The sequence below is a fragment of the Kribbella sp. NPDC104740 genome (genome assembly GCF_055583505.1).
The window spans coordinates 130497-154147 of record NZ_JBVJNV010000006.1 but is presented as its reverse complement, the minus strand read 5'-3'; the positions used below and the strand labels follow the sequence as shown (position 1 = coordinate 154147).

Here is a 23651-nt window from a genome sequence, read left to right as displayed (position 1 = left end):
TCAGCCCTTCGGTGCCAGCGCGTCGTTGACCACGTCGGCCGGCTTCAGCGCGCCCTTCGGCTTGACCGCGTCGGCCTCCTCGAGCAGGTTGATGACCTTCTGCACCCGGTCCGGGCTGACCTCGCCGAGCGCACCGCTGAAGTCGTCCGGCTTCACGTACGGCTTCATCAGCTCGAGCTCGGCGGTGGCGACGTCGAGGTCGGTGTTCGGCACGTACTTCTTCAGCGTCTTGGCCGCGCCGGCCGGGTCGTCGATGGTGTCCTGCAGACCCTTGAGCAGCGCGGTGGTGAACTTCTTGACCTGGTCGGGGTGGTCCTTGGCCAGGTCGTCGCGGGTGATGATCGCGTTGCCGTACAGGTCCGGCAGCAGGTTGCCGTAGGGCAGCACGACGGCCTTGCGCTTCTGCGGGTCGGCCTTCTCGACCAGCGGCACGCCGACCACGAACTGGCCGATGCCGTCGACCTTGCCGGCGGCCAGCAGTTGCGGCAGCGCGGGCGGCGGGTTGGCCACGAACTTGGTGTCGGCCGGGTTGATCTTGGCCGCCTTGGCGTAGACCGGGAACATCACCGTGTTGGTGGAGCCCGGCTGGTCGCCGATCCGCTTGCCCGGCAGGTCCTCCGGACGGTTGATCGAACCGCCCTCGAGCGCGACGATCGCAGCCATCGACTTCTGCTGGATCATGCCCACCGTGGTGACGGGCAGCTTCTGGTTCCCCAGCGTGATCACGGTGGCGGTGAAGTCACCGATACCGTAGTCCGCCTGACCGCCGGCAACCAGCTTGAGCACGTCGACCGTGCCGCTGCCCGGAGTGATGGTGACGTCGAAACCGGCGTCCTTGAAGTAGCCCTTCTCCAGGGCGACGTAGGCGTAGGCCTCGCGACCGAAGGTGTTGAAAGAGGTCAGGTAATTGACCTTCTCCAGGGATGTGTCCCCGTCCTGGCCTGTCTTGGTGTCGTTGCACCCGCTCACGAGGGCGAGTGCTAGGACCGCCACCCCAGCGACGGCCGAACGTCTGAACCTCATACTGGATTTCTCCTCTCCGATATTTGATCAAACATCAAATATGGAAGAGCGGTCAATCGGCCCCCGGGGACTTCACAGTGTCTTTACGTCCACCGTGCGGGTCCCCACAGAACCCTTGTGCCGCCCGTCCTGGAGCCGTTTCCCCATGCCTGTCCGGTCCGGACGGGCATCCCGCCCCGACCACAGACCGTACCCGCCCGAGCACCAGATCGCGACGTCCGATCGGGACGAATGTGTGCCTTCCGCGACAAATTTACGTAAACCCATCACGTACTGTGACCCACGTCATGCAAACGCTCTCAGTACTCTTGGCGTCGCCTTCGGCTCCGCGGGTCTTGGGGCTTTCTCGCCCGGTCTTCCCTCGTCGGTCGGTCGCTGCGCTCCCTCCTCAGTCCAGACCGGGCGGCCCCAAGACCTTTTCAGCCGGTCTCGGCGGGGTGCGTGCCCGGTGGGTTCACCCCCTCGGGGGAGGCCGTTCCCTCTCCGGAGGGAGGGCTGCGCACCCTCTTCTTGACAGGATGAGTGGGTGGCGAACGTGCTGTTCCGCGGGTCGACGTACCTGCGCTGGGTCTACCTGCTGCTGGGTGCTGCCCTCGTACTGGCGTTCATCCTGGTCGACACCGCGCTCATCTCCCTCGTGGACAGCCTCGGCCTCCCCCGCGTCCCGACCGTGATCATCGACGCGATCCTGGTCGTCGGCCCACCCGTCCTGCTCGGCGTCCTCCCCGCCGTGCGCGAGGTCGAAGGCATCGCGGTCGAGTCCCTGCTCGGCGTCCGCTTCGACGAGCGCCCCCTCGGCCCCTCGCGCAACTGGGGCCAGCGACGCCGTACGACGCTCTGGTTCTGCCTGCACCTGGTCACCGGCGGCTTCATCGGCATCCTCAGCACCGCCGTCGTGGGCTTCGGCGCCGTGTTGCTCGCAGCCCCTTTCCGCAGCCCCGGCGACCACGAACTGGCCCCCGGCATCGACTACCACGTCGCCGGCCGCTGGACCGACCTCTGGATGCCCCTGGCCGCCCTCGCGGGCCTGGTCGGCCTGATGTTGCTCTCAGCCCTCATCGGCGCCCTCCTGGCCTACTCCGCACCACGCGTCCTCGGCCCGACCCCCGCCGAACGCATCGAGCTCCTCGAACGCCGTACGGCAACGCTTGCCGAACGCAACCGCCTCGCCCGCGAGCTGCACGACTCCGTCGGCCACGCCCTCAGCCTCGTCACCATCCAGGCCGCGGCCGCCCGCCGAGTCCTCGCCACCGACCCGGCCTTCGCCGAAACAGCGTTGGCCGCGATGGAAACCTCAGCCCGCGCCGCCCTGGCCGACCTGGACCACGTCCTCGGCCTCCTCCGCGACGACCGCCGCTCCCCCACCACCCCCCAGGCGACCCTCGCCGACATCACCCGCCTGGTCGAGGCGACCCGAGCCGGCGGCATCACCGTGGAGATCCACAGCTCCGGCGACCTCTCGACCCTCCCCGCCGCGGTCTCGCGCGAGGCGTACCGCATCATCCAGGAGGGCCTGACCAACGCCATCCGGCACGCGGGACGCCCGGCGGACGAGGTCGAGGTGAGCCTGTCGATCACGTTGGGCTCGTCGGGCTTGCTGCTGGAACTGACCAATCCGGTCGGCCACGAGCGCCCCAAGCCCACCGACCCCACGTCCGCCCAGCCCGGAGCTCCAGGCACACCGCCTACCCCCGACACGCCTTCTGGTCCCGGCGCGCCGCTTGCCCCAGGCACCCCGCTTACCCCAGGCACGCCGTCTGCGCCCGGCGCGCCGCTTGCCCCGGGCACACCGCCTGCCCCCGGCACACCGCCTGCCCCCGGCACGTTCCCTCCCCCCGAGCCCACCCGCGGCGGCGGCCGCGGCTTGGCCGGCATCCGTGAACGGGTCGCCGTACTCTGCGGCACGGTCGAGGCCGGTCTGCTCGGCGACCACTGGCGCCTGGCCGTGACCCTCCCGGTCGCGGTGACGACGAAAGGACGAGCGTGAACATCTCCGTGGCCGTGGTCGACGACGAACCTCTGATCCGCAGCGGCCTGCGCGCGATCATCGACGCCGAGCCCGACCTCACCGTCGTCGGCGAGGCCGGCGACGGTGCCGAAGTCCTCCCCCTCGTCCGCCGTACCGGCGCCGACGTCGTCCTGATGGACGTCCGGATGCCCGCCCTCGACGGCATCCAGGCCACCCGCCTGCTCCTCGACGCCCTCGACCCGGCGCCGCGCGTCCTCGTCGTCACCACCTTCGAGAACGACGACTACGTGTACGACGCCCTCCGCGCCGGCGCCTCCGGCTTCCTCCTCAAGCGCACCCCACCCGACGACATCATCGCCGCGATCCGCACCGTCGCCGGCAGCGAGTCGCTGCTCTTCCCGGAGGCGATCCGAACCCTCGCCCTGGCCCACGCCGACGACCATCCACGCCTCGGCCTCGATCAGTACGACCTCACCGACCGCGAGCAGGAGGTGCTGCGCCTGATGGCGAAAGGCCTGTCGAACGCCGAGATCGCCGCCGAGCTCGTCCTCGGCGTGCAGACCATCAAGACCCACGTCGCGAACCTGCTCAACAAGCTCGGTGCCCGCGACCGCACCCAGGCCGTCATCCTGGCCTACGAGTCAGGCTTCGTCCCGCTCCGCTGACCCACGACGGATGCGCAGGCGCCGATCGCCCACATCACACCGCCGCGCACCTGACTCATCGCGCTCTCCGGCCGAGCTACGGGCTCCGCCGGCGCTCAGCTCAGCGCGGCCCGGAGTACCGGAAGTAGAAGTCGTCCTGCGCCTGCAGGCACCCGTCCCAGTCCGGCTGCACCCAGTACCGCTTCTCCATCTGGTTCTTCGCGATCACACACGCGTGCGGCGTCTCGTACCCCGCGCTCGGGCACCAGCTGAAGTGCGGGTTGCACGCCTGCACCACCGGCCTGACTTCCGCGGCAGCCACCGGCGTACTGCCCGAGTCCACCGCAGCCAACCCCAGCGGAATCCCGCCAACACCCAGCACCGCGAGAGCAATCGTCCGTCGCATCAAACTCCTCCTCAGGTCGAATTCGCACTCATCCTGGGAGGAGCCGCTTTCAGACCGCTGTCAGCCGTCGAGCTCCGCGTGCTCGGCCAACGTGCAGGCGTTCGCCACCGGGTCGATCGCGTCGGCCTGACGCGCCACCCGCTGGAGCAGCAGCCGGAACACCATCCGCTCGCCGTCGTCCAGCCCGCCCATCACCTCGTCCTCGGCCGCCCGCAGGCGCCGTTCGAGATCACAGAGCTGCTCGACACCCTTCGGCGTGGCGACGATCAACCGCGCCCGCCGATCCGCCGGATCCGGCTGCCGCTGCACGAGACCGGCTTTCTCCAGGTCGTCGAGCAGGTACGTCATCACGGTCCGGTCGATCTCCAGCTGCGCGGCGAGGTCGAGCTGGCGCTTCGGACCTTCGGCGTACGCCGTCGCCAGCACCTGGTACCCGCGTGGACCACCCGGGACGCCCTCGAGCGCGAGCGCGCTCTGCTTCGCGTACCGCCGGAACACCACGCCGAGCGCCCACCCGAGGTCGGCCTCGACGGACGTGCCGCGGACCCCCTGGGTCGTGCTCGCCTCGGGCGATGAACTGGTCACGAGATCCATCGTACGGGGTGTACGCCACCCGGAATACGATCTGACTTGAATATGTTCTGCTCAACAGACTATCTTCGAGACAGCTCAACTGAGCCTGCCCCTTCTGGAAGGAACGACATGACCACCCTGCTTCGCATCGACGCCAGCCTCCGGCTCGACGGCTCCGTCAGCCGCGCGCTCGCCGACAGCGCCGAGGCGGCCTGGAAGTCCGAGCACCCGACCGGCGTCGTGGTCCGGCGCGACCTCGGGCTGCACCCGATCCCGGCCGGCGTCTGGCCGGCGCTGATCGCCGACAAGTTCGGCTGGGAGGTCCCCTCCGGCGCCGACTTCGTCGACCCGGCCGAGGCCCAGACGCTGGCCGCCGACCTGATCGCCGAGTTCAAGGCGGCCGACGCGGTGCTGCTCGCCGTACCGCTGTACAACTACGGCATCGCCCAGCACGTGAAGACGTACATGGACCTGCTGCTCACCGACGGCGAACTGATCACCGGTACGGCGGTCGCCGGCCGCCCGATCATCTTCACCCTGGCCCGCGGCGGCGGCTACGGCCCCGGCACCCCGAAGGAAGGCTGGGACCACGCCACCCCGTATCTGAACCGCATCTTCGGCGAGGTCTTCAACATGCACATCCGTACGGCGGCCGCCGAGCTGACGCTGGCTCCGGTCACCCCCGGCATGGAAGAACTGATCGACCTCTCCAAGACCTCGGAGCAAGACGCCCACACCACCGCCGGCGAACACGCCACGGAGGTCGCGCGCGCCCTCACCACCAACGCCGCCTGACCTTCAGCCGGCCGACCCTCGTCAGGTCGCCTGCGCTCCGGTCGGTTAACCCCCGTCAGCAGCCCGATCATCGGTTGGCTGATCCTCGTGGAGGTCGCCTGCCCTCCGGTCGGTTGACCCGTCGGGCAGCCCGACCATCGGCCAGCTGACCCTCACGGAGGTCGCCTACCCTCCGGCGAGTTGACTGCTCCGTCTGACTCTTCTCCCCGAGTGCCGAGCTCGAGCCGGCACCCGGGGCGGTCAGCCCGCGACCACCCGCCAGGACGACACCGTGACCGACAAGGTCACCCCCATCGGATCCGCCAACCCCGCGATCCGCTCCGCCCGCACCGCAGCATCCGAGTGCCGCGCACTGGGCGTCATCCCCACCAACTGCCCGATCGCCGCATGATCGAGCAGCATCTCCGTCTCCACCACCCGCTGCCCCACCCGCTCGAACCCCGCCAGCGACTCCACCAACCGCCGCTCCTTCTCCCCATCGACGCTCACCATCCCGAGCACGTCGATCAGTTCCCCCAGATGCCCTTGATTGGGCGTCACCACGAGGAGCGTCCCACCCGGCTTCAACACCCGAGCCATCTCCGCAGCGTGCCGCGGCGCAAACACGTCGAGCACGACATCAGCCACCCCGTCCCGCACCGGCAACTCCCGCCACGCATCGGCAACCACAGACCCAATCCCCGGCCCCACCTTCGCCGCCCGCCGAGCCGCATACCGCGAAACATCCACCGCAATCCCCCGCCCCCCGGCCCCAACCACCCCCGCCAGGTAGTACGCCGTACCGGCCCCAACCTCAACAACCAACGCCTCACCCCGCTGCGAGAGCGAGAGATCCCCATCGCCCCCGGCGCCCCCGTCCCCATCAGCGCCACCTCGCCGCGAGCCCCAGTCGCCACCCGCGCCACCTCGCCGCGGAAGAGCCTCCACCAGCGCCTCCCGAATCGGCGCGTACCACCCCCGGCTCAGGAACTCAGCCCGAGCCTCCACCATCTCCGCACTGTCCCCGTCGATCCCACTCGATGCCGACGGCAACAGATTCAGATACCCCTGCTTGGCGAGATCGAAAGCATGCCCCGCCCCGCACCGCGCCGTACGGTCCCTCAGCTCCAGCCCGTCACCACACACCGGGCACCGCAACACCGCCACCAGATCAGCACGCACCGCGCCATTCTCCCCCGCACCCCCGCGACGTCCCGCCGCGCCCCTCAGCCGTTGACGTCCCGGCTGGTCAACCGAGCCCAGGCCGCCGCGTAGAACACCGCGAGATACGCCCCCTGCATCAGCAGGTTCCGCACGATCGCATCCCAGTACGGCGGATCCCGGAGCAGATCAGCGAACGAAGTCCACCCGTACATCAACAACCACGGATGAATCTCGTCGATCTGCGGAATCGCCCCCAGGATCCCGAACACGATGAACGCCCCGAACGTAGCCGCCATCGCCGCCAGCGGAGTCGAGGTCAGCGAACTCACGAACAGCCCGATCCCGGCCAGCCCGAGCAAGGAGGCAGCGATCAGCACCGCGATCCCCAGCGCCCGCACCAGCCCGTCAGCCAGCGAAACCGTCGATCCCGACAGCAGCACGACATCGCCCACCGGAAACAGAACGAATCCCGCGATCAAGCCGCCCAACCACACGGTCAACGTCGCAGCAAGACAGAACACCGCGAGAGCAACCATCTTCGCCGCCAACAGCCGAGACCTGCCAGCGGGCGCGGTCAGCAGGTTCCGCAAGGTCCCCAGGCTCGACTCACCGGCCAGCGACTCCCCCGAGATCACCGTGACCGCGGTCGGAAGGAAGAACGGGAGCGAGAGGGCAAGGCTCGCGACGATCAGGAAGAACCCGTTGCCGGCGACCTGTCCGATGAACCCCTCAGCGTCCCCCGAGGATCCCGACAGACGGATCGCCACCCCCACCAGCATCGGCACAACCCCGAGCACTCCAAGCAGCACCCACGTCCGCGCCCGCCCGAAGACCAGATGCAACTCGGTCCCGAACAACGCCAACGTATGCCGACCGGCCCCAGGCCGCTGCCCCACCGCAGCCGTCCCCGGCCCTCGACCCACAGCAGCAGCCGCAGGCTCCTGATGCACCACGGCTGTCCCGGACAGCTGGGCCGACTCGGACCGTGCCTCGCTCGTAGCCGGTTGGCGGGCCGGCCGTGCGTCACTCTGCGACATCGAAGCCCTCCCCGGTCAGCGCTACGAAGGACTCTTCGAGACTCGGGCGTTCCAGGCCGAAGCCGTGCAGGCGTACGTCGGCCGTCACGAGCGCTGCGGCGAGTTTGTCGATCGGGAGGTCTCCCGGGTCGCCTTCGACGGCTGGTACGCCGTCGCGCTCGTCGGCGGGGTGTTCGCTCGGTCGGCGGAGGTCGCACACTCCGAGGGCGGCGAGGGTTTGCTCGGCTCGGTCGAGGTCTGGTGTTCGCACCACGAGACGTGGGCGGAGCTCGGACCGGAGTTCGGCCATGGTCGACTGGCGCAGGAGCCGGCCGCGGCTCATCACTGCGGCGTGGGTGCAGAGTTGCTCCACCTCGGCGAGCAGGTGGGTGGAGGTGAAGATCGTCGTACCGTCGGCTGCCAGTTCGCGGATGAGCGAACGCACCTCTCGCGTGCCCTGCGGGTCGAGGCCGTTGGTCGGCTCGTCGAGGACCAGGAGCTCGCGGCGTTGCATGAGGGCGACGGCGATCGCGAGGCGTTGGCGCATGCCGAGGGAGTAGGCGCGGACCTTCTTCTTGGCGGCGTTCGAGAGGCCGACACGTTCCAAGGCTTCGCCGGCGCGGAGCTTGCGCGTGCGCGGGTCGGCGGTGCGGTCGGCCGCGTCGAAGCGGAGGAGGTTGGCCTGACCGGTCCAGAAGGGGTAGAAGGCTGGGCCCTCCACCAAGGCGCCGACCCGCGGCAGGACCGCGAGCTGAGCCTTCGGCATCTCCTGCCCGAGCAACTCCACGCTGCCTGAGGTCGGCGCGATCAAGCCGAGCAGCATTCGGATCGTTGTCGTCTTGCCCGACCCGTTGGGCCCGAGGAACCCGAAGATGCTCCCGGCGGGAACCTCCAGATCCACGCCGGCCACTGCCACCTGACCGCCTCGGAACCGCTTGGTCAATCCGCGAGTGACGATCGGAGCCGCACCGGGCCCGGCCTCCGGCAGGCCGGCAGAGATCTCCCCATCAGCAACCGGTCGAGCAGGCGCTCCTGCGCCAGCAGGTGGCACCGCGGAGGACATCCGATCCGTAACCGGTGTCGCGGAAGGCTCTGTGCCAGCAACCAGCGCGTGAGGTCTTCCGTCCACAACCGGATCACCTATGTCCGCCGAGCCTGTGACCGCAGCTGGCGCGCCTGTTGGCCGTTCTGTGCCTGCAGGCGTTCCTGCCGCGGAGAGTGCGGTGGATGCCTGGTCGGGGTCTGTGGTTGGCGGCAACCCGGAGCTCGCAGGCGGCGCCGGCGCGGCGTCGGCGCGAGGCCGCGGCGCGGCGTCGGCGCGAGGCCGCGGCGCGGCGTCGGCGTGAGGCCGCGGCGCGGCATCGGCCGCAGGCACCGGCGCGGAACCGGACGCGGGCACTGGCGGAGCGTCAGGCGCGGGCACCGGCGCGGAACCGGCCGCAGGCACCGGCGCGGAACCGGTCGCAAGCGCTGGCGCGGAATCGGCGGGGCGCTCCGGAGCGGTGTCGGCCGCGGGCACCGGCGCGGAATTGGGCGCGGGCATCGGCGGAGCGTCAGACGCGGACGCCGGCGCGGCGCCGGGCCCGGGCAGCGGCGCGGAACCGGCGGGGGGCTCCAGCGCGGCATCGGCTGCGAGCACCGGCGGAGCGTCAGACGCCGGCACCGGCGGGGTGTCGGCCCCAGGAACCGCCGCGGAATCGGTGGAGGCCTCCACCGCGGCATCGGCTGCGAGCACCGGCGGGGTGTCAGCCGCGGGCGCCGCCACCGGCCTGAGGTCGGTGGGTCTTGCGGGGTCGTCGGTGGTGGCTTCGGCCTCTGGGGAGTCGGCTGCGGCGGGCTCGGGGGCGGTGGCTTGGGCGTACGTCGCTGGGTCGGCGTCGGCCGACGGGCAGCCGTCGAGGGACTCGGGGGTGGTGGGCACGGTCAGCGAGGGGCTGTGGGGGCGGCTGCGGCGAGGGTGTCGGCGGTGACCAGGCCGACCAGGACTCGGCCGTCGTCGGTGATGAGGGCGCTGACCATCTTGCTGGTGAGGATCTTGCCGGAGCCCCAGGAGCCCTGGACTGTGCGGGCGTTGGCCAGGAGTTGGGTCAGGGCCTGGTTGTCGGTGGGGAGTTTGGCGCCTCGGATGACGGCGATGGACTCCCAGCCGGTGCCGATCACCGTCGGGTGGTCGGCGGGCTTCTTCGGGGTCGCCTTGGGCAGAGGCTTGGGGGCCTTGGGCTTGTCGAGGGCCGGGAGGGTCTTCTCGGTGACCTTGACGCCTGCGGGTGGGGTGAAGGCGAAGGTGCTCGCGGCGGGGACGTCGAACGAGACCGCGGAGAAGCCGAGTTGGATCGCCGGGTCTTTGCCGGTGCGTGGGAGGACGGTGACCTCGAGGGGGACCCAGGTCTTCGCGTCGATCGCCAGGGTGACCGAGCCGACGGTGGTCTTGTCGGTCTTCGGGGTGAGGCGGAGTTTGTAGGCGTCGCGGCCGGCCACCGACTCGGTGCCGGTGACGTCCACGGCGGTGCTGGGGTCGATGGCGGTGAGGAACTTCTTGGCCATCGCCTGCGGGTCGTACGCCTGCTTCTCGGGGGCAACCTCGGGCTTCGCCGGGCGGGCCGGGAGGGCGAGCTTCACGGCTTCGCGCTTCGAGGAGTCGTAGGCCCAGGCCGACTTGCCGTCGGTGGTCCAGACGCGTTCGGCCATGTCGTCCAGGACGGAGACACGGGCCTTGTCGGGGCCGGCGAAGGCCACTCGGGCGGTGTGTTCACCGGTGAGGAGGTCCGGGAGCTGGTTCTGTCCGTCGACGCCGGGAAGTGCGGGGAGGCCCAGGTCGGTTGCCGAGCGGACGGTGCCGCTGAGGCCGTCGACCTTGGCGGTCTGGACCTTGGCGAGCAGATCCTGGGCTGTGATGCCGGGGAGGTCTGGAGAGGCGTCAGCGACCACTGGTCCGAGCGCACCCACGCCCGCGACCACTGCGACTGCTGTGACCGGAACCAACCACCGTCGACCGCGCCTCGTTGCTGCCATGTCTTCAAGACTCGCACCGGCACCGGCCGGAACCAAGGGGTCTCAGGGTCAGTTCACCCAAAAGAGTGAGGAACTGGAAAACGTTGGGACGAGATGAGGCCGAGGGCGCGGCGTGCGCGTCGCGTAGCGCGCAAGCGCGGAGTACGGCGTACGCGACCGGAACCGGCCAGGGCGCACCCCAACCGGTTCCGGCGTACAGCCGCCGTCCGTCAGCGGCTCTGCAGCGCGTCCAGCGCGACCGTCATCGCCGCGGCCACGCGGAAGTCGACCCGCGAGTCGTGCACGGTCACCCGGTAGCGGTCCCGGATCGACACCTTCCGCTCCACCGAGAGAATCGGCTGCCCGCTCGCACGGTCGGTGAAGTCGAAGTGGAAGATGAACGGGAGCGGGATCTCGCCGACGAACGGCACGAACTCCCAGACCCGGCGGACGATCGCGATGGTGGGGTTGCGCTCGGTGCCGTCGGACTCGAAGCCGGGGCCGGTGAGCTGCCAGCTGGAGCGCAGCAGGCTCTTGCCGAACTCCTTCTTGAACCAGCCGATCGGCTGGCCGTTCGGGTCGAACACGTCGTAGCCCGAGCCGAGGTCGAGGCGCTTGCGGGCCTTGAACGAGAACACCGCCTGCGACTTGGAGTCGTCGGTGTAGAAGGTGACCTCTTCCTTGAACGCCATCCGCTTCTGCTGCGCGAAGGCGAGCAACGGTCCGTCGGTGCCGTCGGGGTTGGTCGCGATCAGTTCGTACTTGTTCGCCATCATCGTGATCCGCTGCTTCATCGAGAAGGCGGGCACGTGCATCGGCGCTGGGCCGTGGGGTGGGACCGTCATGCGGTGGAGTCTGTCACCGCCGTGGGCTCATCGGCACGTTCGACGACCGCTCCGCAGGCAAGTCCACCCCATCGGAGCCCCTGGGTAAGCCTTTCGGCTACTTCCGACTGCCCGACGCAGGACAGCTGCAGCTCGCCAGCACCCTGCAGCACCAGGTCGCGCGCCACCTCGACACCGAGCTCGACCGCCTCGTCAGCAGTCCTCGCCGGACGCCAGAGCACGCCGAAGTCGGCAGCAGGCTTCTCAGCTCCCACCTGTACGACGAGCACGTCCGCAGCGCTCAGATAGGACGCGGCCTCTCCCCCGTCCACCACCAGCACCCGCACCACCTGCGACCCAACCTGCTCGAAGCCCCCAGAAGCAGCAGCATCCCGTACGGCGGCAGTAGCGCTCGCCACCTCCCCCGGCAACCCCCGCAACCCCCACTGCTCCTGATGCACAGCCCAAGCCAGCGGCCGCCGAGCAGCCCACCCGGACCGCACCAGCTCCGGCGCAGCCGCGAACTCCTCCACATGCCCCACGCACAGGTACCCGAGCAGCTCCACATGAGCAGGCAGCCCCAGCACCTCCCCTACCTCAGCAGGGTCGAAGAACGACACCCAGCCGACGCCGAGCCCTTCAGCACGCGCGGCCAGCCACAGGTTCTGCACAGCGATCGCCGCCGAGAACCACACCGTGCGCGGGTCAGCATGCCGCCCCAGCACGTGCCGCCCACCCCGTGCCGGGTCACAGGTCACCGCGATGTTCAGCGGAGTGTCGAGGATCGCCTCGATCTTCAACCCGTCGAACGCCGACCGCCGGTCCGCCGGCAGCGACGCCGCGAAGGCGTCTCGCTGCGCCACCGCCAGGTCGTGCACCCGCTGCCGAGTAGCGACATCGCGAATCAGCAGGAAGTCCCAAGGTTGACTGAGTCCCACACTTGGGGCTCGGTGCGCGGCCTCCAGCACCCTGGTCAGCAGCTCGTCGTCGACCGGCTTGTCCAGGAACCCGCGCCGTACGTCGCGCCGCTCCGCGATCACCCGGTGCACCACCTCGCGATCAGCGAGCGAGTACCCCGGTGCAGCAGCCTCCAACACCCCGACAGCCACAGTCGCACCAGCAGACTTCTGCTTCGGTACGACGAGCGCCGCACCGCTCAGCACGACAGCTGCCTCAGCCACACTCGCCGTACCGGCCAGCTCCCCCACCTGCTCGCTCGGCGTCGGTACTACCTGCTGCGCAAGGTCCGTCGAGGAGGCGATGAACAGCTGCGCCCCCAGCGAGGCCACCAGCCGCTGCAGTCCCGGCTCGTCCTCGCGGCCCTCGACAGTCACCACCGTCTCGACTGGACCCACCACACCGGTCAGCGCACGATCCACGAGGTCCCGCAGCTCTCGGTACGACGTACCGGAGCGCAGGCCGATGCCCAGGACGAGGCTCACTTCTCCATCCCCACATGCACCCGTGCGGCCGCGACGAGCCGAGCCGGGACGTCCGGAGTCGCCGTCCAGTGCAGGTGCAGGTACGACGCGTGCACGGACGGCCGCGTGACCCCCTCCACTCCATCCGGCAGGTACCAGGCCGGGTCCCCGTCAGCGTCGAGCGTCACCGCGGTCCGGTGGAACTCATGGCCCCGGACACGTCGCCCCTCGTCGAAGAAGGCCGTCGTACTGGCAGCGATGGCCGTGCGGTAGCCCAGCGTCAGCTTGCCGGTCATGTGAGCAGTAGCAGGCAGTACGCCGGTCATGGCGTGGCCGTCCAGCTCACGGCACAGGTAGAGCAGCCCGGCGCACTCAGCGATCACCGGCAGCCCAGCAGCGACGGCTGACGCCACCTGTGTGCGCAGCAACTCGTTGCTCGACAGCGCCTCGGCATGCATCTCCGGGAAGCCGCCGCCCAGGTAGAGCGCAGCAGTACCGTCCGGCAACGAGTCATGCAGCGGGTCGAAGGTCGCCACGTCAGCACCGGCCGCAGTGAGCAGCTCAGCGGTCTCGGTGTAGCGGAAGGAGAACACCGGTCCCCCGGCGACAGCCACCACGGGCCGGCCCTCAGCAGCAGGAGTCACCTCGGCAGCTGGGTCCCAAACCGCAGTCTCCAGCGGAGCAGCAGCACGAGCAGCCGCGACGAACGCCTCCAGGTCGACACCGGCCCGAACCAACTCAGCCGCCGCGTCGACTGCAGTCGAGGCCTGTTCCCGCTGCTCGTCAGCAGGCACCAGCCCCAGGTGCCGGCTCGGCACGGTCAGCCGGGTGTCACGCCGCAACACCCCCAGCACCGGTACGCCGGTCGGAGCGACCCCCGCCCGCGCCTCGGCCTCGTGCCGGTCCGTGCCGACCTTGTTCAGGATCACGCCGACGATCCGCACCCCGGTGTCGTAGGCAACGAACCCCTGCACCACCGCGCCGACACTGCGACCGGCCGCGGACGCGTCGACCACCAGCACGACCGGTGCCTGCAGCAACTTCGCCACGTGCGCCGTCGACGAGAACCCCTCGGTGCCGAGCGCGCCGTCGTACAGGCCCATCACGCCCTCGACGACGGCGATGTCCGCACCGGCCGCGCCGTGCGCGAACAGCGGCGCGACACGTTCCTCGCCGGACAGCATCGCGTCGAGGTTGCGGCCCGGGCGGCCGGTCGCGACCGCGTGGAAGCCGGGGTCGATGTAGTCCGGCCCGACCTTGAACCCGGCGACCGTGTGCCCGGCCCGGCGCAGCGCGGCCATCAGGCCGACGGCGACCGTCGTCTTGCCGGCGCCCGACGCGGGCGCGGCGACGACGATCCGCGGGATCACCACTCGATCCCCTTCTGGCCCTTCTGGCCGGCGTCCATCGGGTGCTTCACCTTCGTCATCTCGGTGACCAGGTCGGCGGCGTCGAGCAACCGCTGGTCGGCGTTCCGGCCGGTGATCACGACGTACTGGTGGCCCGGCCGGTTGGTCAGCGTGTCGACCACCTCGTCGACGTCGATCCAGCCCCACTTCATCGGGTACGTGAACTCGTCGAGCACGTAGAGATCGTGCGCCTCGGCGGCGATCCGGCGCTGGATCTCGCGCCAGCCCTCGAGCGCGTCCGCGGCGTGGTCCTCGTCGGTGCCGGCCTTGCGCGCCCAGCTCCAGCCCTCACCCATCTTGTGCCACTCGACCGGGCCACCCTCACCCGTTGCCTCGTGCAACTTCCCGAGGGCGCGGAACGCGCTCTCCTCGCCGACCTTCCACTTCGCGCTCTTGACGAACTGGAAGACGCCGATGTTCCAGCCCTGGTTCCAGCCGCGCAGCGCCATCCCGAACGCCGCCGTCGACTTGCCCTTCATCTCGCCGGTGTACACCATCAGCAGCGGCCGGTTGCGGCGCTGCCGGGTGGTCAGCCCGTCCTTCGGTACGACACTCGGCTGTCCCTGCGGCATCAGTTCGTCCCCTTCACATCAGCACCCGTACGCCGGTTCGCCTCAGCACCCGTACGCCGGTTCGCCGCAGCACCCGTACGCCGGGGAGCGCTCTCCGGGCGGCGCTTGCCGCGGCCTCTCACGCCGCGCTCCGCTCGTTCACCGCACGCACCAAGTTGCCCGCGGCAACTTCTCCCAGGTCCAGGTACTCCGCGCGCAGGCTGGTCGCCAGCTCCGCGGCGAGCCCGAGCCGGACTCCGCGGCGCGGCTCGCAGTCGACCACGACGGTGGAGATGCCCTGGGCACCGATCCACTCGGCGGCCTGCTGAGCGCGCGAGAAAGCGCTCTCTCCGTACGTCGCCCGCCCGTCGGTGACCAGCACCAACAGCGGACGCCGGCGCGGGTCGCGGATCGCGGCGATCCGCAGCACCTCGGCGGTCTGCAGCAGCCCCTCGGCCAGCGGCGTACGGCCGCCGGTGGGCAGCGACTCCAGGCGGCGTACGGCGGTCTCGACACTGCCGGTCGGTGGCAGCGCGACGGTCGCGGTCGCGCGGGCGAAGGTGACGAGGCCGACCTTGTCGCGGCGCTGGTAGGCGTCGAGCAGGAGGGAGACGATCGCGGTCTTGACCTCGCCCATGCGGCGCTTGGTGCCCATCGAGCCGGAGGCGTCGACGCAGAACATCACCAGGTTGCCCTCGCGACCTTCGCGAACGCCGAGGCGTACGTCGGAGGCGCGGACGGCGAGACCGGGGCCGGAGCGGCCGCGGGCGTGCTGGTGCGGGGCCGCGGCGCGGATCGTCGCGAGGAGGTGGGGGCGGCCGGACTCGCGGCCGAGGCGGGCGCGGTCGCCGACGACGCGCCCGACCTCGGTGATCGCGCGGGAGCGTCGGCCTGCGACGCCCGCACCGGCGGACTGGACGGTGAGAAGGCGGGCCTTGTACGGCGTGGAGCTGGCCTCGACGTGGCCGCCGGGATCATTCGAGATCGCGCTCTCCGCGTTTCCCGGAGTGTTCGCGGCGTCTCGGTCCGCGTTCTCCTGCTTGTCCGGGCCGGGGTGGTCGGCATCTTCCGGACGCTGCGACGGATCGTCCTGGGCCGAGGGGTCGTGGGGGCCGGAGGAGTCGTCGGCGGTGGACGGGGTGGAATCCGGAGGGTTGTCGGAGTCGCCCGAGCTATCGGCCGGGCCGCGGTCGGGACCGCCGTCGGGGCCGCCGTCCGGCCCACCGTTCGGGTCGTCGTCCGGGTCTTCCGGTGGGGTGCTGTCGTTGATGACCTGGTCGAGGCGGTCCTCGTCGAGGCCCGGCGCGTCGAACGGGTTGCGGCGCGTCCGGTGCGGGAGAGCCAGCTTGGCCGCGGCGCGGACGTCCTCGACCTCGACGACGCTCCGGCCCGACCAGGCCGCGTGCGCGACCGCCGTACGGGCCGTGACCAGGTCGGCGCGCATCCCGTCGACGTCGAACGCGGCGCAGATCTCCGCGATCTGACGCAGCGCCGAGTCGGTCAGGATCACGTCCGGGAGCAGGCTCTGCGCCTTCACGATGCGCTCGGCGAGCTCGCGCTGCGGGCCGTCGTACCGGGTGACGAAGGCCGCGGGGTCGGCCTCGTACGACAGGCGCGCGCGCATCACCTCGACACGCACCGCGGGGTCGCGGCTGGCGACGACGTCGACGGTGAGGCCGAAACGGTCGAGGAGCTGCGGGCGGAGCTCGCCTTCCTCGGGGTTCATGGTGCCGACGAGGACGAAGCGGGCGGGGTGCGTGATGGAGACGCCGTCGCGCTCGACGGTCGCGCGCCCCATCGCGGCGGCGTCGAGGAGGACGTCGACGAGGTGGTCGTGCAGGAGGTTGACCTCGTCGACGTACAGGAGGCCGCGGTGCGCGGCCGCGAGCAGGCCCGGCTCGTACGCCGTGACGCCTTCGGCGAGCGCCTTCTCGAGGTGGAGCGAGCCGAGAACGCGGTCCTCGGTCGCGCCGACCGGGAGCTCGACGAGGCGGGCCGGGCGGGAGGAGGTGGTGGGGGCGGGGGCGCCCGGGGATCCGGGGAGATGTCCGAGCGGGGAGCCCTGGGCGGGCTCGGCTCGCAGGTCCGCGCCGGCGGCGAGGCTTCGCCGGTCCGAATCGGCGGAGATGCTTCGCGCGTCCACATCGGCGGGGAGGCTGCGGGAGTCCGCGTCGGCGGGGAGCCTGCCGGCGTCCGCACCGGCGGGGAACCTGCCGGCGTCCGCACCGGCGGGGAACCTGCCGGCGTCCACATCGGCGGGGAACCGGCCGGCGTCCACATCGGCGGGGAACCGGCCGGCGTCCGCACCGGCGGACAGGCTGCGAGGGTTCGCGCCGGTGAGCTTGCTGGCGCCGTCGAAGGCGGCCGGGTGTGGGCCGTCCGGGCAGGTGGGGTCAGGATTCGCCGGGTCGCAGGAGAAGCGGCAGCCGGGGACGACGTCGACGGCGGGGAGGATCTCGGTCAGCGCGCGGACCGCGGTCGACTTGGCGGTGCCTTTCTCGCCGCGGATCAGGACGCCGCCGATGGCCGGGGAGACCGCGGCCAGGATCAGCGCGAGCTGGAGGTCGTCCATCCCGACCACCGCGGTGAACGGGAAGCCGGTCGGGGTCGGAGCAGGCCGCATCGGCGGTGATCCCTTCGTCCTGCGGGTGTCCACGCCCGCGCTGGCAACGGTCGCCCGGGAACGCGGAGAGCGCTCCCTGGCGGACGGCGGGAGATGTCCTGGCTTCCGGATCGCATCCGGTCACAGTGGCGGGACCGCCCCGGACTTCGGCCAACTGGCCGGCACCGGTGTTCCTCCCCTGCCGTCCCGGCGATCATTCCACATCCCCGCCGAGGTGCCGCGGGCCGGAGAGAAACCTCACCTGAGGCAGCGGCGATCAGCAACTCGCGGGATGGAGCTTGCGGTACGCCGAACACGGCGAGAACCTGCGCTCGCTCTGCGGGAGTACGCCTGATCAGCGATCAGGCGAGGCGCTCCGACAGGTAGTCCGCGGCAGCCGAGGAGTCCACCTCGCGGATGCCGACGATCGGGGTGACGGTGACGAAGCCCGCGGCGAGGAGGGCCTCGTCGGTGTCAGCCTCCGCGCCAGCCGCAGGCGCGGCCAGCGTGATCATCGGCTCCCCCGTCGCGGCAGTTCCACCAACGATCCGAGACCGCTCGATCGGCGCGAGGCGCGCCCGGCGTACCCCCTCGAGCTCGTCCAGCGGACGGTCGGGCACATTGACGGTGATCACGCTGCCTGCGGGCTCCGAGGCCAGCCAGCCGAGAGCCCGTACGGCGACCGTGCCGGCGACGTCGAGGTGCTTCGGGTCCTCGGAGTCGATGCTGATCGCGATCGCAGAACGGCCCTGGCCGGCGGCCGTCAGCGCCGCCGCGACGGTGCCCGAGTGCAGGATCGGTACGCCGATGTTGTGCCCGTGGTTGATGCCCGACACCACGACGTCCGGCACCGCCCCGAACGCCCCGACCATCGCCAGCGTCACCGCGAGCGCCGGCGTCCCGTCCACACCGATGTACGTGACACCGTCGAAGGAGTCCGAAGCCGTCCGGACCGGCCGGTCGACCATCCCCGCCCGCGCCGAGCCGACACCGCTCTGGTCGTTCAGCGGAGCAACAGCCAGTACGTCGTGCCCGGCCGCGGCCAGCGCCGAGCCCAGGGCGCGGATCCCGCGAGCCCGGTAACCGTCGTCATTGGTGATCAGGACTCGCAAAGCCATGTCTCCACCCAATCACACCCGGCCGTCAGTCGCGGTCCTCGATGTCTCCCTCGGTCTCCAGTACGGCGGTCCGCAGCGTCTCCAGCGCCTCCGCCGACGGCTCGGCCCACAGCCCGCGCTGCGCGGCCTCCAGCAGCCGCTCCGCGATCCCGTGCCGAGCCCACGGGTTCGACTTCCGGAAGAACTCGGCGACCTCCGGGTTGGCGACGTACTCGGTGGTCAGCGTCTCGTACATCCAGTCGTCGACGACACCGGCGGTGGCGTCGTACCCGAAGAGGTAGTCGACCGTCGCGGCCATCTCGAAGGCGCCCTTGTAACCGTGCCGCTGCATCGCGGCCATCCAGCGCGGGTTGACGACGCGGGCGCGGAAGACGCGCTTGGTCTCCTCCTCCAGCGTCCGGGTCTTCACCTGGGCCGGTACGGCGGAGTCGCCGATGTAGGCCTTCGGGTTGGCGCCGGTCAGGTGCCGGACCATCGCGACCATGCCGCCGTGGTACTGGAAGTAGTCGTCGGAGTCCATGATGTCGTGCTCGCGGGTGTCGGCGTTCTTGGCCGCGACCTGGATCCGCGCGTAGGCGCGCTCCATCGACGGGCGCGCCTCGGCGCCGTCGAGGTCCTTGCCGTACGCGTACCCGCCCCAGACGGCGTACACCTCGGCCAGCTCGGCGTCGGTGCGCCAGTTGCGCGCGTCGACGAGCGGCAGCAGGCCGGCGCCGTACGAGCCGGGCTTGGAGCCGAACACGCGCGCCGTCGACGACCGCATATCATTGCCCGCGGCAACATCATCCAGCACGTGCGCCCGCAGGTAGTTGTCGGCGGCATCCTCGTCCAGCGCCGCGACCGTCCGGACCGCCTCGTCCAGCCAGGCGACCACGTGCGGGAACGCGTCCCGGAAGAACCCGGAGATCCGGATCGTCACGTCGACCCGCGGCCGCCCGAGCTCGGCGACCGGGACGACCTCGAAGCCCGAGACCCGTCGCGACGCCTCGTCCCAGACCGGGCGGCAGCCGAGCAGCCAGAGCACCTCGGCCAGGTCGTCGCCCTGGGTGCGCATCGCCGACGTCCCCCACACGGTCAGCCCGACCGAGCGCGGCCACTCCCCCGTCTCGGCCTTGTGCCGGGCCAGCAGCGAGTCGGCCAGCGCGACGCCGACGTCCCACGCGTTGCGGCTCGGGATCGCCTTCGGGTCGACCGCGTAGAAGTTGCGGCCGGTCGGCAGCACGTTGACCAGACCGCGCGTCGGCGAGCCCGACGGCCCGGCCTCGACGAAGCGGCCGTCCAGCGCGCGCAGTACGTTCGTCAGCTCGTCGCCGGTCCGTGCCAGCCGCGGCACGACCTCCTGACAGGCAAACGTCAGCGAAGCCTCGACAGCGGCCGACTGCCGGCCGAGCACCTCTCCGACGACCACCGGCACCTTGCCGGCGTCCCAGCTCAACGTCTCCAGCCCCAGCACCAGCTTGCGCGCCACAGCCTCCAGCAGGTCCACACCGTCAGCAGCACTCACCGCCGGCAGGTCAGCGAGCTCCGACAGCGCAGCAAGCTCAGCAGGCACCGCCCGGCCCGGGTCGGCGAGCAGAGCCGCCTCATCCACGCCGTACGTCGTACCGAGCGCAGCACGCAGCCCCGGTACGGCGCCGGCAGCACCGCCCCACATCTGCGAGGCCCGCAGCACAGCCAGCACCAGGTTGACCCGAGCCTCGCCAACGGGCCCACCGCCGAGCACGTGCAGCCCGTCGCGGATCTGGACGTCCTTGATCTCGCACAGGTAGCCGTCGAGGTGCAGGACGAACTCGTCGAACTCCTCGTCCTCCGGCTTCTCGCTGGTGTGCAGGTCGTGGTGCAGCTGCGCCGCCTGGATCAGCGTCCAGATCTGCGCCCGCAGCGTCGGCACCTTCTCCGGGTCGAGCGCCTGCACCGTGGCGTACTCGTCCAGCAGGTACTCCAGCTTGGCCATGTCGCCGTACGTCTCCGCCCGGGCCATCGGCGGCACCAGGTGGTCGACGACGACCGCGTGCCCGCGGCGCTTGGCCTGCGTGCCCTCACCCGGGTCGTTGACGATGAACGGGTACACCAGCGGCAGGTTGCCCAGTACGGCGTCCGGCGCGCAGTCCGCCGCCATACCGATCCCCTTGCCCGGCAGCCACTCCAGCGTCCCGTGCTTGCCCAGGTGAACCACCGCATGCGCACCGAAGCCGCCCTCGGCGACCGGTGCCTCCAGCCAGCGGTACGCCGCCAGGTAGTGGTGCGACGGCGCCATGTCCGGGTCGTGGTAGATCGCCACCGGGTTCTCACCGAAGCCACGGGGCGGCTGGATCATCAGTACGACGTTGCCGAAGCGCAGCGCGGCCAGCGCGATCGCCGGCTCGTCGCCGGTCATGTCGACGTACAGGGAGCCGGGCGCCTCCCCCCAGGCCTCGGTCATCGCGTCCCGCAGCGTCTCCGGCACCCGGCCGAACCACTGCTGGTACGTCGTCAGCGGGATCTTGGCGACGGCACCGGAGAGCTGTTCGTCAGTCAGCCAGTCCACGTCGTGCCCGCCTGCGGCGATCAGCCGGTGGATCAGCCCGTCGGCGCCCTCAGCACCCTGCAGCTCGTCCAGGTCGAGGTCCGGGCCCAGGTCGTAGCCCGCCTCCTTCAGCTGGCCGAGTAGGACCACCGCTGACGCCGGCGTGTCCAGACCGACCGCGTTGCCGATCCGGGCGTGCTTGGTCGGGTACGACGACAGCACCAGCGCGAGCTTCTTCTCGGCCGGCGGGACGTGCCGCAGCCGGGCGTGCGCGACGGCGATGCCGGCCAGCCGCTCGCAGCGCTCCGGGTCGGGTCGGTAGCTGGCGATGCCTTCGGCGTCGTACGCCTTGAAGGAGAAGGGGATCGTGATGATGCGCCCGTCGAACTCCGGGATCGCGACCTGGGTCGCGGCGTCCAGCGGGCTGATCGCGGCGTCGGACTCCAGCCACTGCTCGCGGGTCGAGGTCAGCGCGAGCCCCTGGATCAGCGGGATGTCCAGCGAGGCCAGCGCGCCCGCGTCCCACGCGTCGTCGGAGCCGCCGGCGCTGGCGTTCGCCGCGACCGTGCCACCGGCAGCAAGCAGTGTGGTGACCAGCACGTCGCAGCTGCGCAGCAGGTTGAACAGCTCCGCGTTGTCAGCGCTGGAGGGGTCCAGCCCGCGCAGCGTGCCGCAGTAGACCGGCAGCGGCTGCGCACCGGCCGCGTCGACGGCGTCAGCGAGCGCGTCGACGAAGGCGGTGTTGCCGGAGATCTCGTGGGCGCGGTAGTAGACGATGCCGACCACCGGGCGCCCGTCCAGCTCCGCGGAACGACCAGCTCGTACGCCGTACGCCGGGAGGCTCTTCGGCGGGTCGAACGCGTCGCCGGTGAGCAGGATGGTGTCGCGGAGGAAGCCGGCCAGGTTGAGCAGGTTCTCCGAGCCGCCCTCGCGCAGGTAGGCCAGCGCCTCGGTGACCGCGCCGGCCGGGACCGTCGACAGCGACATCAGCTCGGCGTCGGGCGCGGCCTCACCACTGAGCACCACCACCGGCAGCCCGGAGGCGATGACGGCGTCGAGACCCTCCTCCCAGGCGCGGCGACCGCCGAGCAGGCGGACCACGACGACCTCGACGCCGTCGAGCAGGGTGGACAGTTCGGCGACCTCGACACGCGCCGGGTTCGCCACCTTCCAGCCCGCCTGAGCCTGCGAGGCGGCCAGCAGGTCGGTGTCGGCGGTGGAGAGCAGCAACAGGTTCGCGGGCATGCGCGTCCGGTCCTTCCTCGGGGTGTCCACGCCCCGGGTGGGCAGTTCGACGGCTGCAGTTCCTGACTCCCACGCGCAGCGTGGTCACAGTGGCGGGACCGCCCCGGACTCGCACCGGGTTCCTGCAGACGACCGTCGATGACCCCCAGACTCTAGCCGACCCGGTCGCATCGGCCGCGCATCTGTTTCAAGCACCACACGCGGTTGACCGTCCCGCGCGGCTCGGGTAGGCACGCCGGCAGCACCAGGTCGGACCCGGCGGTGATCACGCACTGGAACACGATCGCCGGCCGGACGATGTTCACCGAGAACGCGACGCCGATCCCCGCGTCGGCGCTGTACTACGGGTTCGTGTCCCTTGCCGTGTACGACGCGGTGGTGGCGATCGAGGGCGGCCGGCCGTACCTGCGGCAGCCGGCGGTGCACGGCCGCGCGTCGTCGGAGGCCGCGGCGGCGACCGCGGCGTACGAGGTGCTGCGGTACTACTTCCCGACGTCGGCCGGGAACCTCGCGACGGATCATGCCGCGTCGCTGGCTGCTGTGCCGGACGGGCGGGCGAAGACCGCCGGGATCGCGGTGGGGCAGCGCGCGGCCGAGCGGCTGATCGCCGATCGGCAGGACGACGGGCGGGGTGCGGCGGTCACGTTCACCAAACCGCCGGGCGTCGGGGTCTGGCGGCCGACGCCGGACGCGTTCGCGCCGATGGCCGTGCCGTGGCTCGGGTTCGTGCGCCCGCTGGCGCTGCGGTCGCCCACGCAGCTGCGGCTGCCGGGGCCGGATCCGGTGCGGTCCAAGGCGTACGCGCGGGACTTCGCCGAGGTGAAGGCGATGGGCGCGGCGACCGGCTCTCGGCGTACGGCGTCGGAGACCGAGACGGCGCTGTTCTTCAACTACAACTCGGTGCTGCAGTACCAGGAGACGCTCAACAGCGAGCTGCGCCAGCGCGGCTGGGGTCTGGCTCGGACCGCCAGGGCCTTCGCTCTACTCGGTGCCGGTACGGCGGACTCGCTGATCGCGTGCTGGCGGGCCAAGTACGACTACGGGTTCTGGCGGCCGATCACCGCGATCACGCTCGCCGGGGAGGACGGCAACCGGGCGACCCGGCCGGACCCGGCCTGGACACCACTTGTGCAGACACCGCCGTACCCGGACTACGTGAGCGGGCACGCCTGTGTGACCGGCGCCGCGACCGAGACGTATGGGCATCTGTTCGGCAAGCACTCGATCGACGTCAACGTGTTCTCCGGCGTCACGATGACGACGCGGCACTACCGGACCACCGCGGCGCTCGACGCCGACGCGATGGACGCGCGGATCTGGCTGGGTCTGCACTTCCGCCGCGCCATGATCGACGGCAACCGCTTGGGGCACTACGCCGCCGCGTGGACGATCGCCCACGAGCTGCGGCGCTGACT

18 protein-coding genes and 2 riboswitches are annotated in these 23651 nt (G+C 71.0%); of the genes, 4 read left to right on the top strand and 14 right to left on the bottom strand.

All coding sequences use genetic code 11. The features are described from left to right. Window positions 1-1023, bottom strand: a complete 1023-nt coding sequence (locus ACZ6Z4_RS28775; RefSeq protein WP_465570604.1) for an ABC transporter substrate-binding protein — start codon at window positions 1021-1023, stop codon at window positions 1-3. 526 nt (window positions 1024-1549) lie between these two features. On the opposite strand from ACZ6Z4_RS28775, the gene ACZ6Z4_RS28770 reads away from it, so the two are divergent. Together ACZ6Z4_RS28770 and ACZ6Z4_RS28765 are read left to right on the top strand one after the other, a co-directional pair. Next, a complete protein-coding gene (locus tag ACZ6Z4_RS28770) occupies window positions 1550-3010 on the top strand; it encodes a sensor histidine kinase (protein WP_465570601.1) in 1461 nt (486 codons plus the stop codon). Continuing rightward, window positions 3007-3657, top strand: a complete 651-nt coding sequence (locus ACZ6Z4_RS28765) for a response regulator transcription factor (RefSeq protein ID WP_465570594.1) — start codon at window positions 3007-3009, stop codon at window positions 3655-3657. Before ACZ6Z4_RS28770 ends, ACZ6Z4_RS28765 begins: the two co-directional genes overlap by 4 nt. 100 nt (window positions 3658-3757) lie before the next feature. Here ACZ6Z4_RS28765 and ACZ6Z4_RS28760 read toward each other — a convergent pair whose 3' ends face one another. Both ACZ6Z4_RS28760 and ACZ6Z4_RS28755 read right to left on the bottom strand, forming a co-directional pair. After that, window positions 3758-4042, bottom strand: coding sequence for a hypothetical protein (locus ACZ6Z4_RS28760; protein WP_465570591.1), 285 nt, complete (start codon window positions 4040-4042; stop codon window positions 3758-3760). Between the two features lie 60 nt (window positions 4043-4102). After that, window positions 4103-4627 carry a MarR family winged helix-turn-helix transcriptional regulator gene (locus ACZ6Z4_RS28755; protein WP_465570586.1) on the bottom strand — a complete coding sequence of 175 codons (525 nt, stop codon included), beginning with the start codon at window positions 4625-4627 and terminating at the stop codon, window positions 4103-4105. 117 nt (window positions 4628-4744) lie between these two features. Here ACZ6Z4_RS28755 and ACZ6Z4_RS28750 point away from each other — a divergent pair, with 117 nt between their 5' ends. Continuing rightward, a complete protein-coding gene (locus ACZ6Z4_RS28750; protein ID WP_465570583.1) occupies window positions 4745-5410 on the top strand; it encodes an FMN-dependent NADH-azoreductase in 666 nt (221 codons plus the stop codon). A 240-nt stretch (window positions 5411-5650) separates the two neighbouring features. On the opposite strand, the gene ACZ6Z4_RS28745 is transcribed toward ACZ6Z4_RS28750, so the two are convergent. From ACZ6Z4_RS28745 to cobN, 11 genes are all read right to left on the bottom strand, one after another. Beyond that, window positions 5651-6535, bottom strand: coding sequence for a putative RNA methyltransferase (locus ACZ6Z4_RS28745; RefSeq protein WP_465571840.1), 885 nt, complete (start codon window positions 6533-6535; stop codon window positions 5651-5653). A gap of 80 nt (window positions 6536-6615) precedes the next feature. Next, window positions 6616-7410: an ABC transporter permease gene (locus ACZ6Z4_RS28740; RefSeq protein ID WP_465570580.1), complete on the bottom strand. Its 795-nt coding sequence runs from the start codon at window positions 7408-7410 to the stop codon at window positions 6616-6618. Between the two features lie 166 nt (window positions 7411-7576). After that, window positions 7577-8470, bottom strand: a complete 894-nt coding sequence (locus ACZ6Z4_RS28735) for an ABC transporter ATP-binding protein (RefSeq protein WP_465570575.1) — start codon at window positions 8468-8470, stop codon at window positions 7577-7579. A 1022-nt stretch (window positions 8471-9492) separates the two neighbouring features. Next, window positions 9493-10497, bottom strand: coding sequence for a LolA family protein (locus tag ACZ6Z4_RS28730; RefSeq protein WP_465570572.1), 1005 nt, complete (start codon window positions 10495-10497; stop codon window positions 9493-9495). Window positions 10498-10790: 293 nt separating this feature from the next. Next, a complete protein-coding gene (locus ACZ6Z4_RS28725; RefSeq protein WP_465570566.1) occupies window positions 10791-11405 on the bottom strand; it encodes an LURP-one-related family protein in 615 nt (204 codons plus the stop codon). Continuing rightward, the gene (gene bluB, locus ACZ6Z4_RS28720; RefSeq protein ID WP_465570559.1) at window positions 11402-12826 is read right to left on the bottom strand and encodes a 5,6-dimethylbenzimidazole synthase; all 1425 of its coding nucleotides are present in this window, start codon (window positions 12824-12826) and stop codon (window positions 11402-11404) included. The genes ACZ6Z4_RS28725 and bluB overlap by 4 nt, the downstream gene beginning before the upstream one ends. Continuing rightward, entirely contained in the window at window positions 12823-14178 is a 1356-nt protein-coding gene (locus ACZ6Z4_RS28715) for a cobyrinate a,c-diamide synthase (protein ID WP_465570557.1), read from the bottom strand. The genes bluB and ACZ6Z4_RS28715 overlap by 4 nt, the downstream gene beginning before the upstream one ends. Beyond that, complete coding sequence (gene cobO / locus ACZ6Z4_RS28710; RefSeq protein WP_465570555.1) at window positions 14172-14786, bottom strand: cob(I)yrinic acid a,c-diamide adenosyltransferase; 615 nt, start codon at window positions 14784-14786, stop codon at window positions 14172-14174. Before cobO ends, ACZ6Z4_RS28715 begins: the two co-directional genes overlap by 7 nt. A 118-nt stretch (window positions 14787-14904) precedes the next feature. Continuing rightward, window positions 14905-17388, bottom strand: a complete 2484-nt coding sequence (locus tag ACZ6Z4_RS28705; protein ID WP_465570552.1) for a magnesium chelatase subunit D family protein — start codon at window positions 17386-17388, stop codon at window positions 14905-14907. A 68-nt stretch (window positions 17389-17456) separates the two neighbouring features. After that, window positions 17457-17589, bottom strand: a riboswitch (cobalamin riboswitch). Between the two features lie 140 nt (window positions 17590-17729). Then, window positions 17730-18485, bottom strand: coding sequence for a 5'/3'-nucleotidase SurE (gene surE / locus ACZ6Z4_RS28700; RefSeq protein ID WP_465570547.1), 756 nt, complete (start codon window positions 18483-18485; stop codon window positions 17730-17732). Window positions 18486-18510: 25 nt separating this feature from the next. Further along, entirely contained in the window at window positions 18511-22236 is a 3726-nt protein-coding gene (gene cobN, locus ACZ6Z4_RS28695) for a cobaltochelatase subunit CobN (RefSeq protein ID WP_465570542.1), read from the bottom strand. 34 nt (window positions 22237-22270) lie between these two features. Continuing rightward, a riboswitch (cobalamin riboswitch) is annotated at window positions 22271-22388 on the bottom strand. Window positions 22389-22497: 109 nt separating this feature from the next. Here cobN and ACZ6Z4_RS28690 point away from each other — a divergent pair. Beyond that, window positions 22498-23649, top strand: coding sequence for a vanadium-dependent haloperoxidase (locus ACZ6Z4_RS28690; RefSeq protein ID WP_465570539.1), 1152 nt, complete (start codon window positions 22498-22500; stop codon window positions 23647-23649). Window positions 23650-23651: the final 2 nt, after the last annotated feature.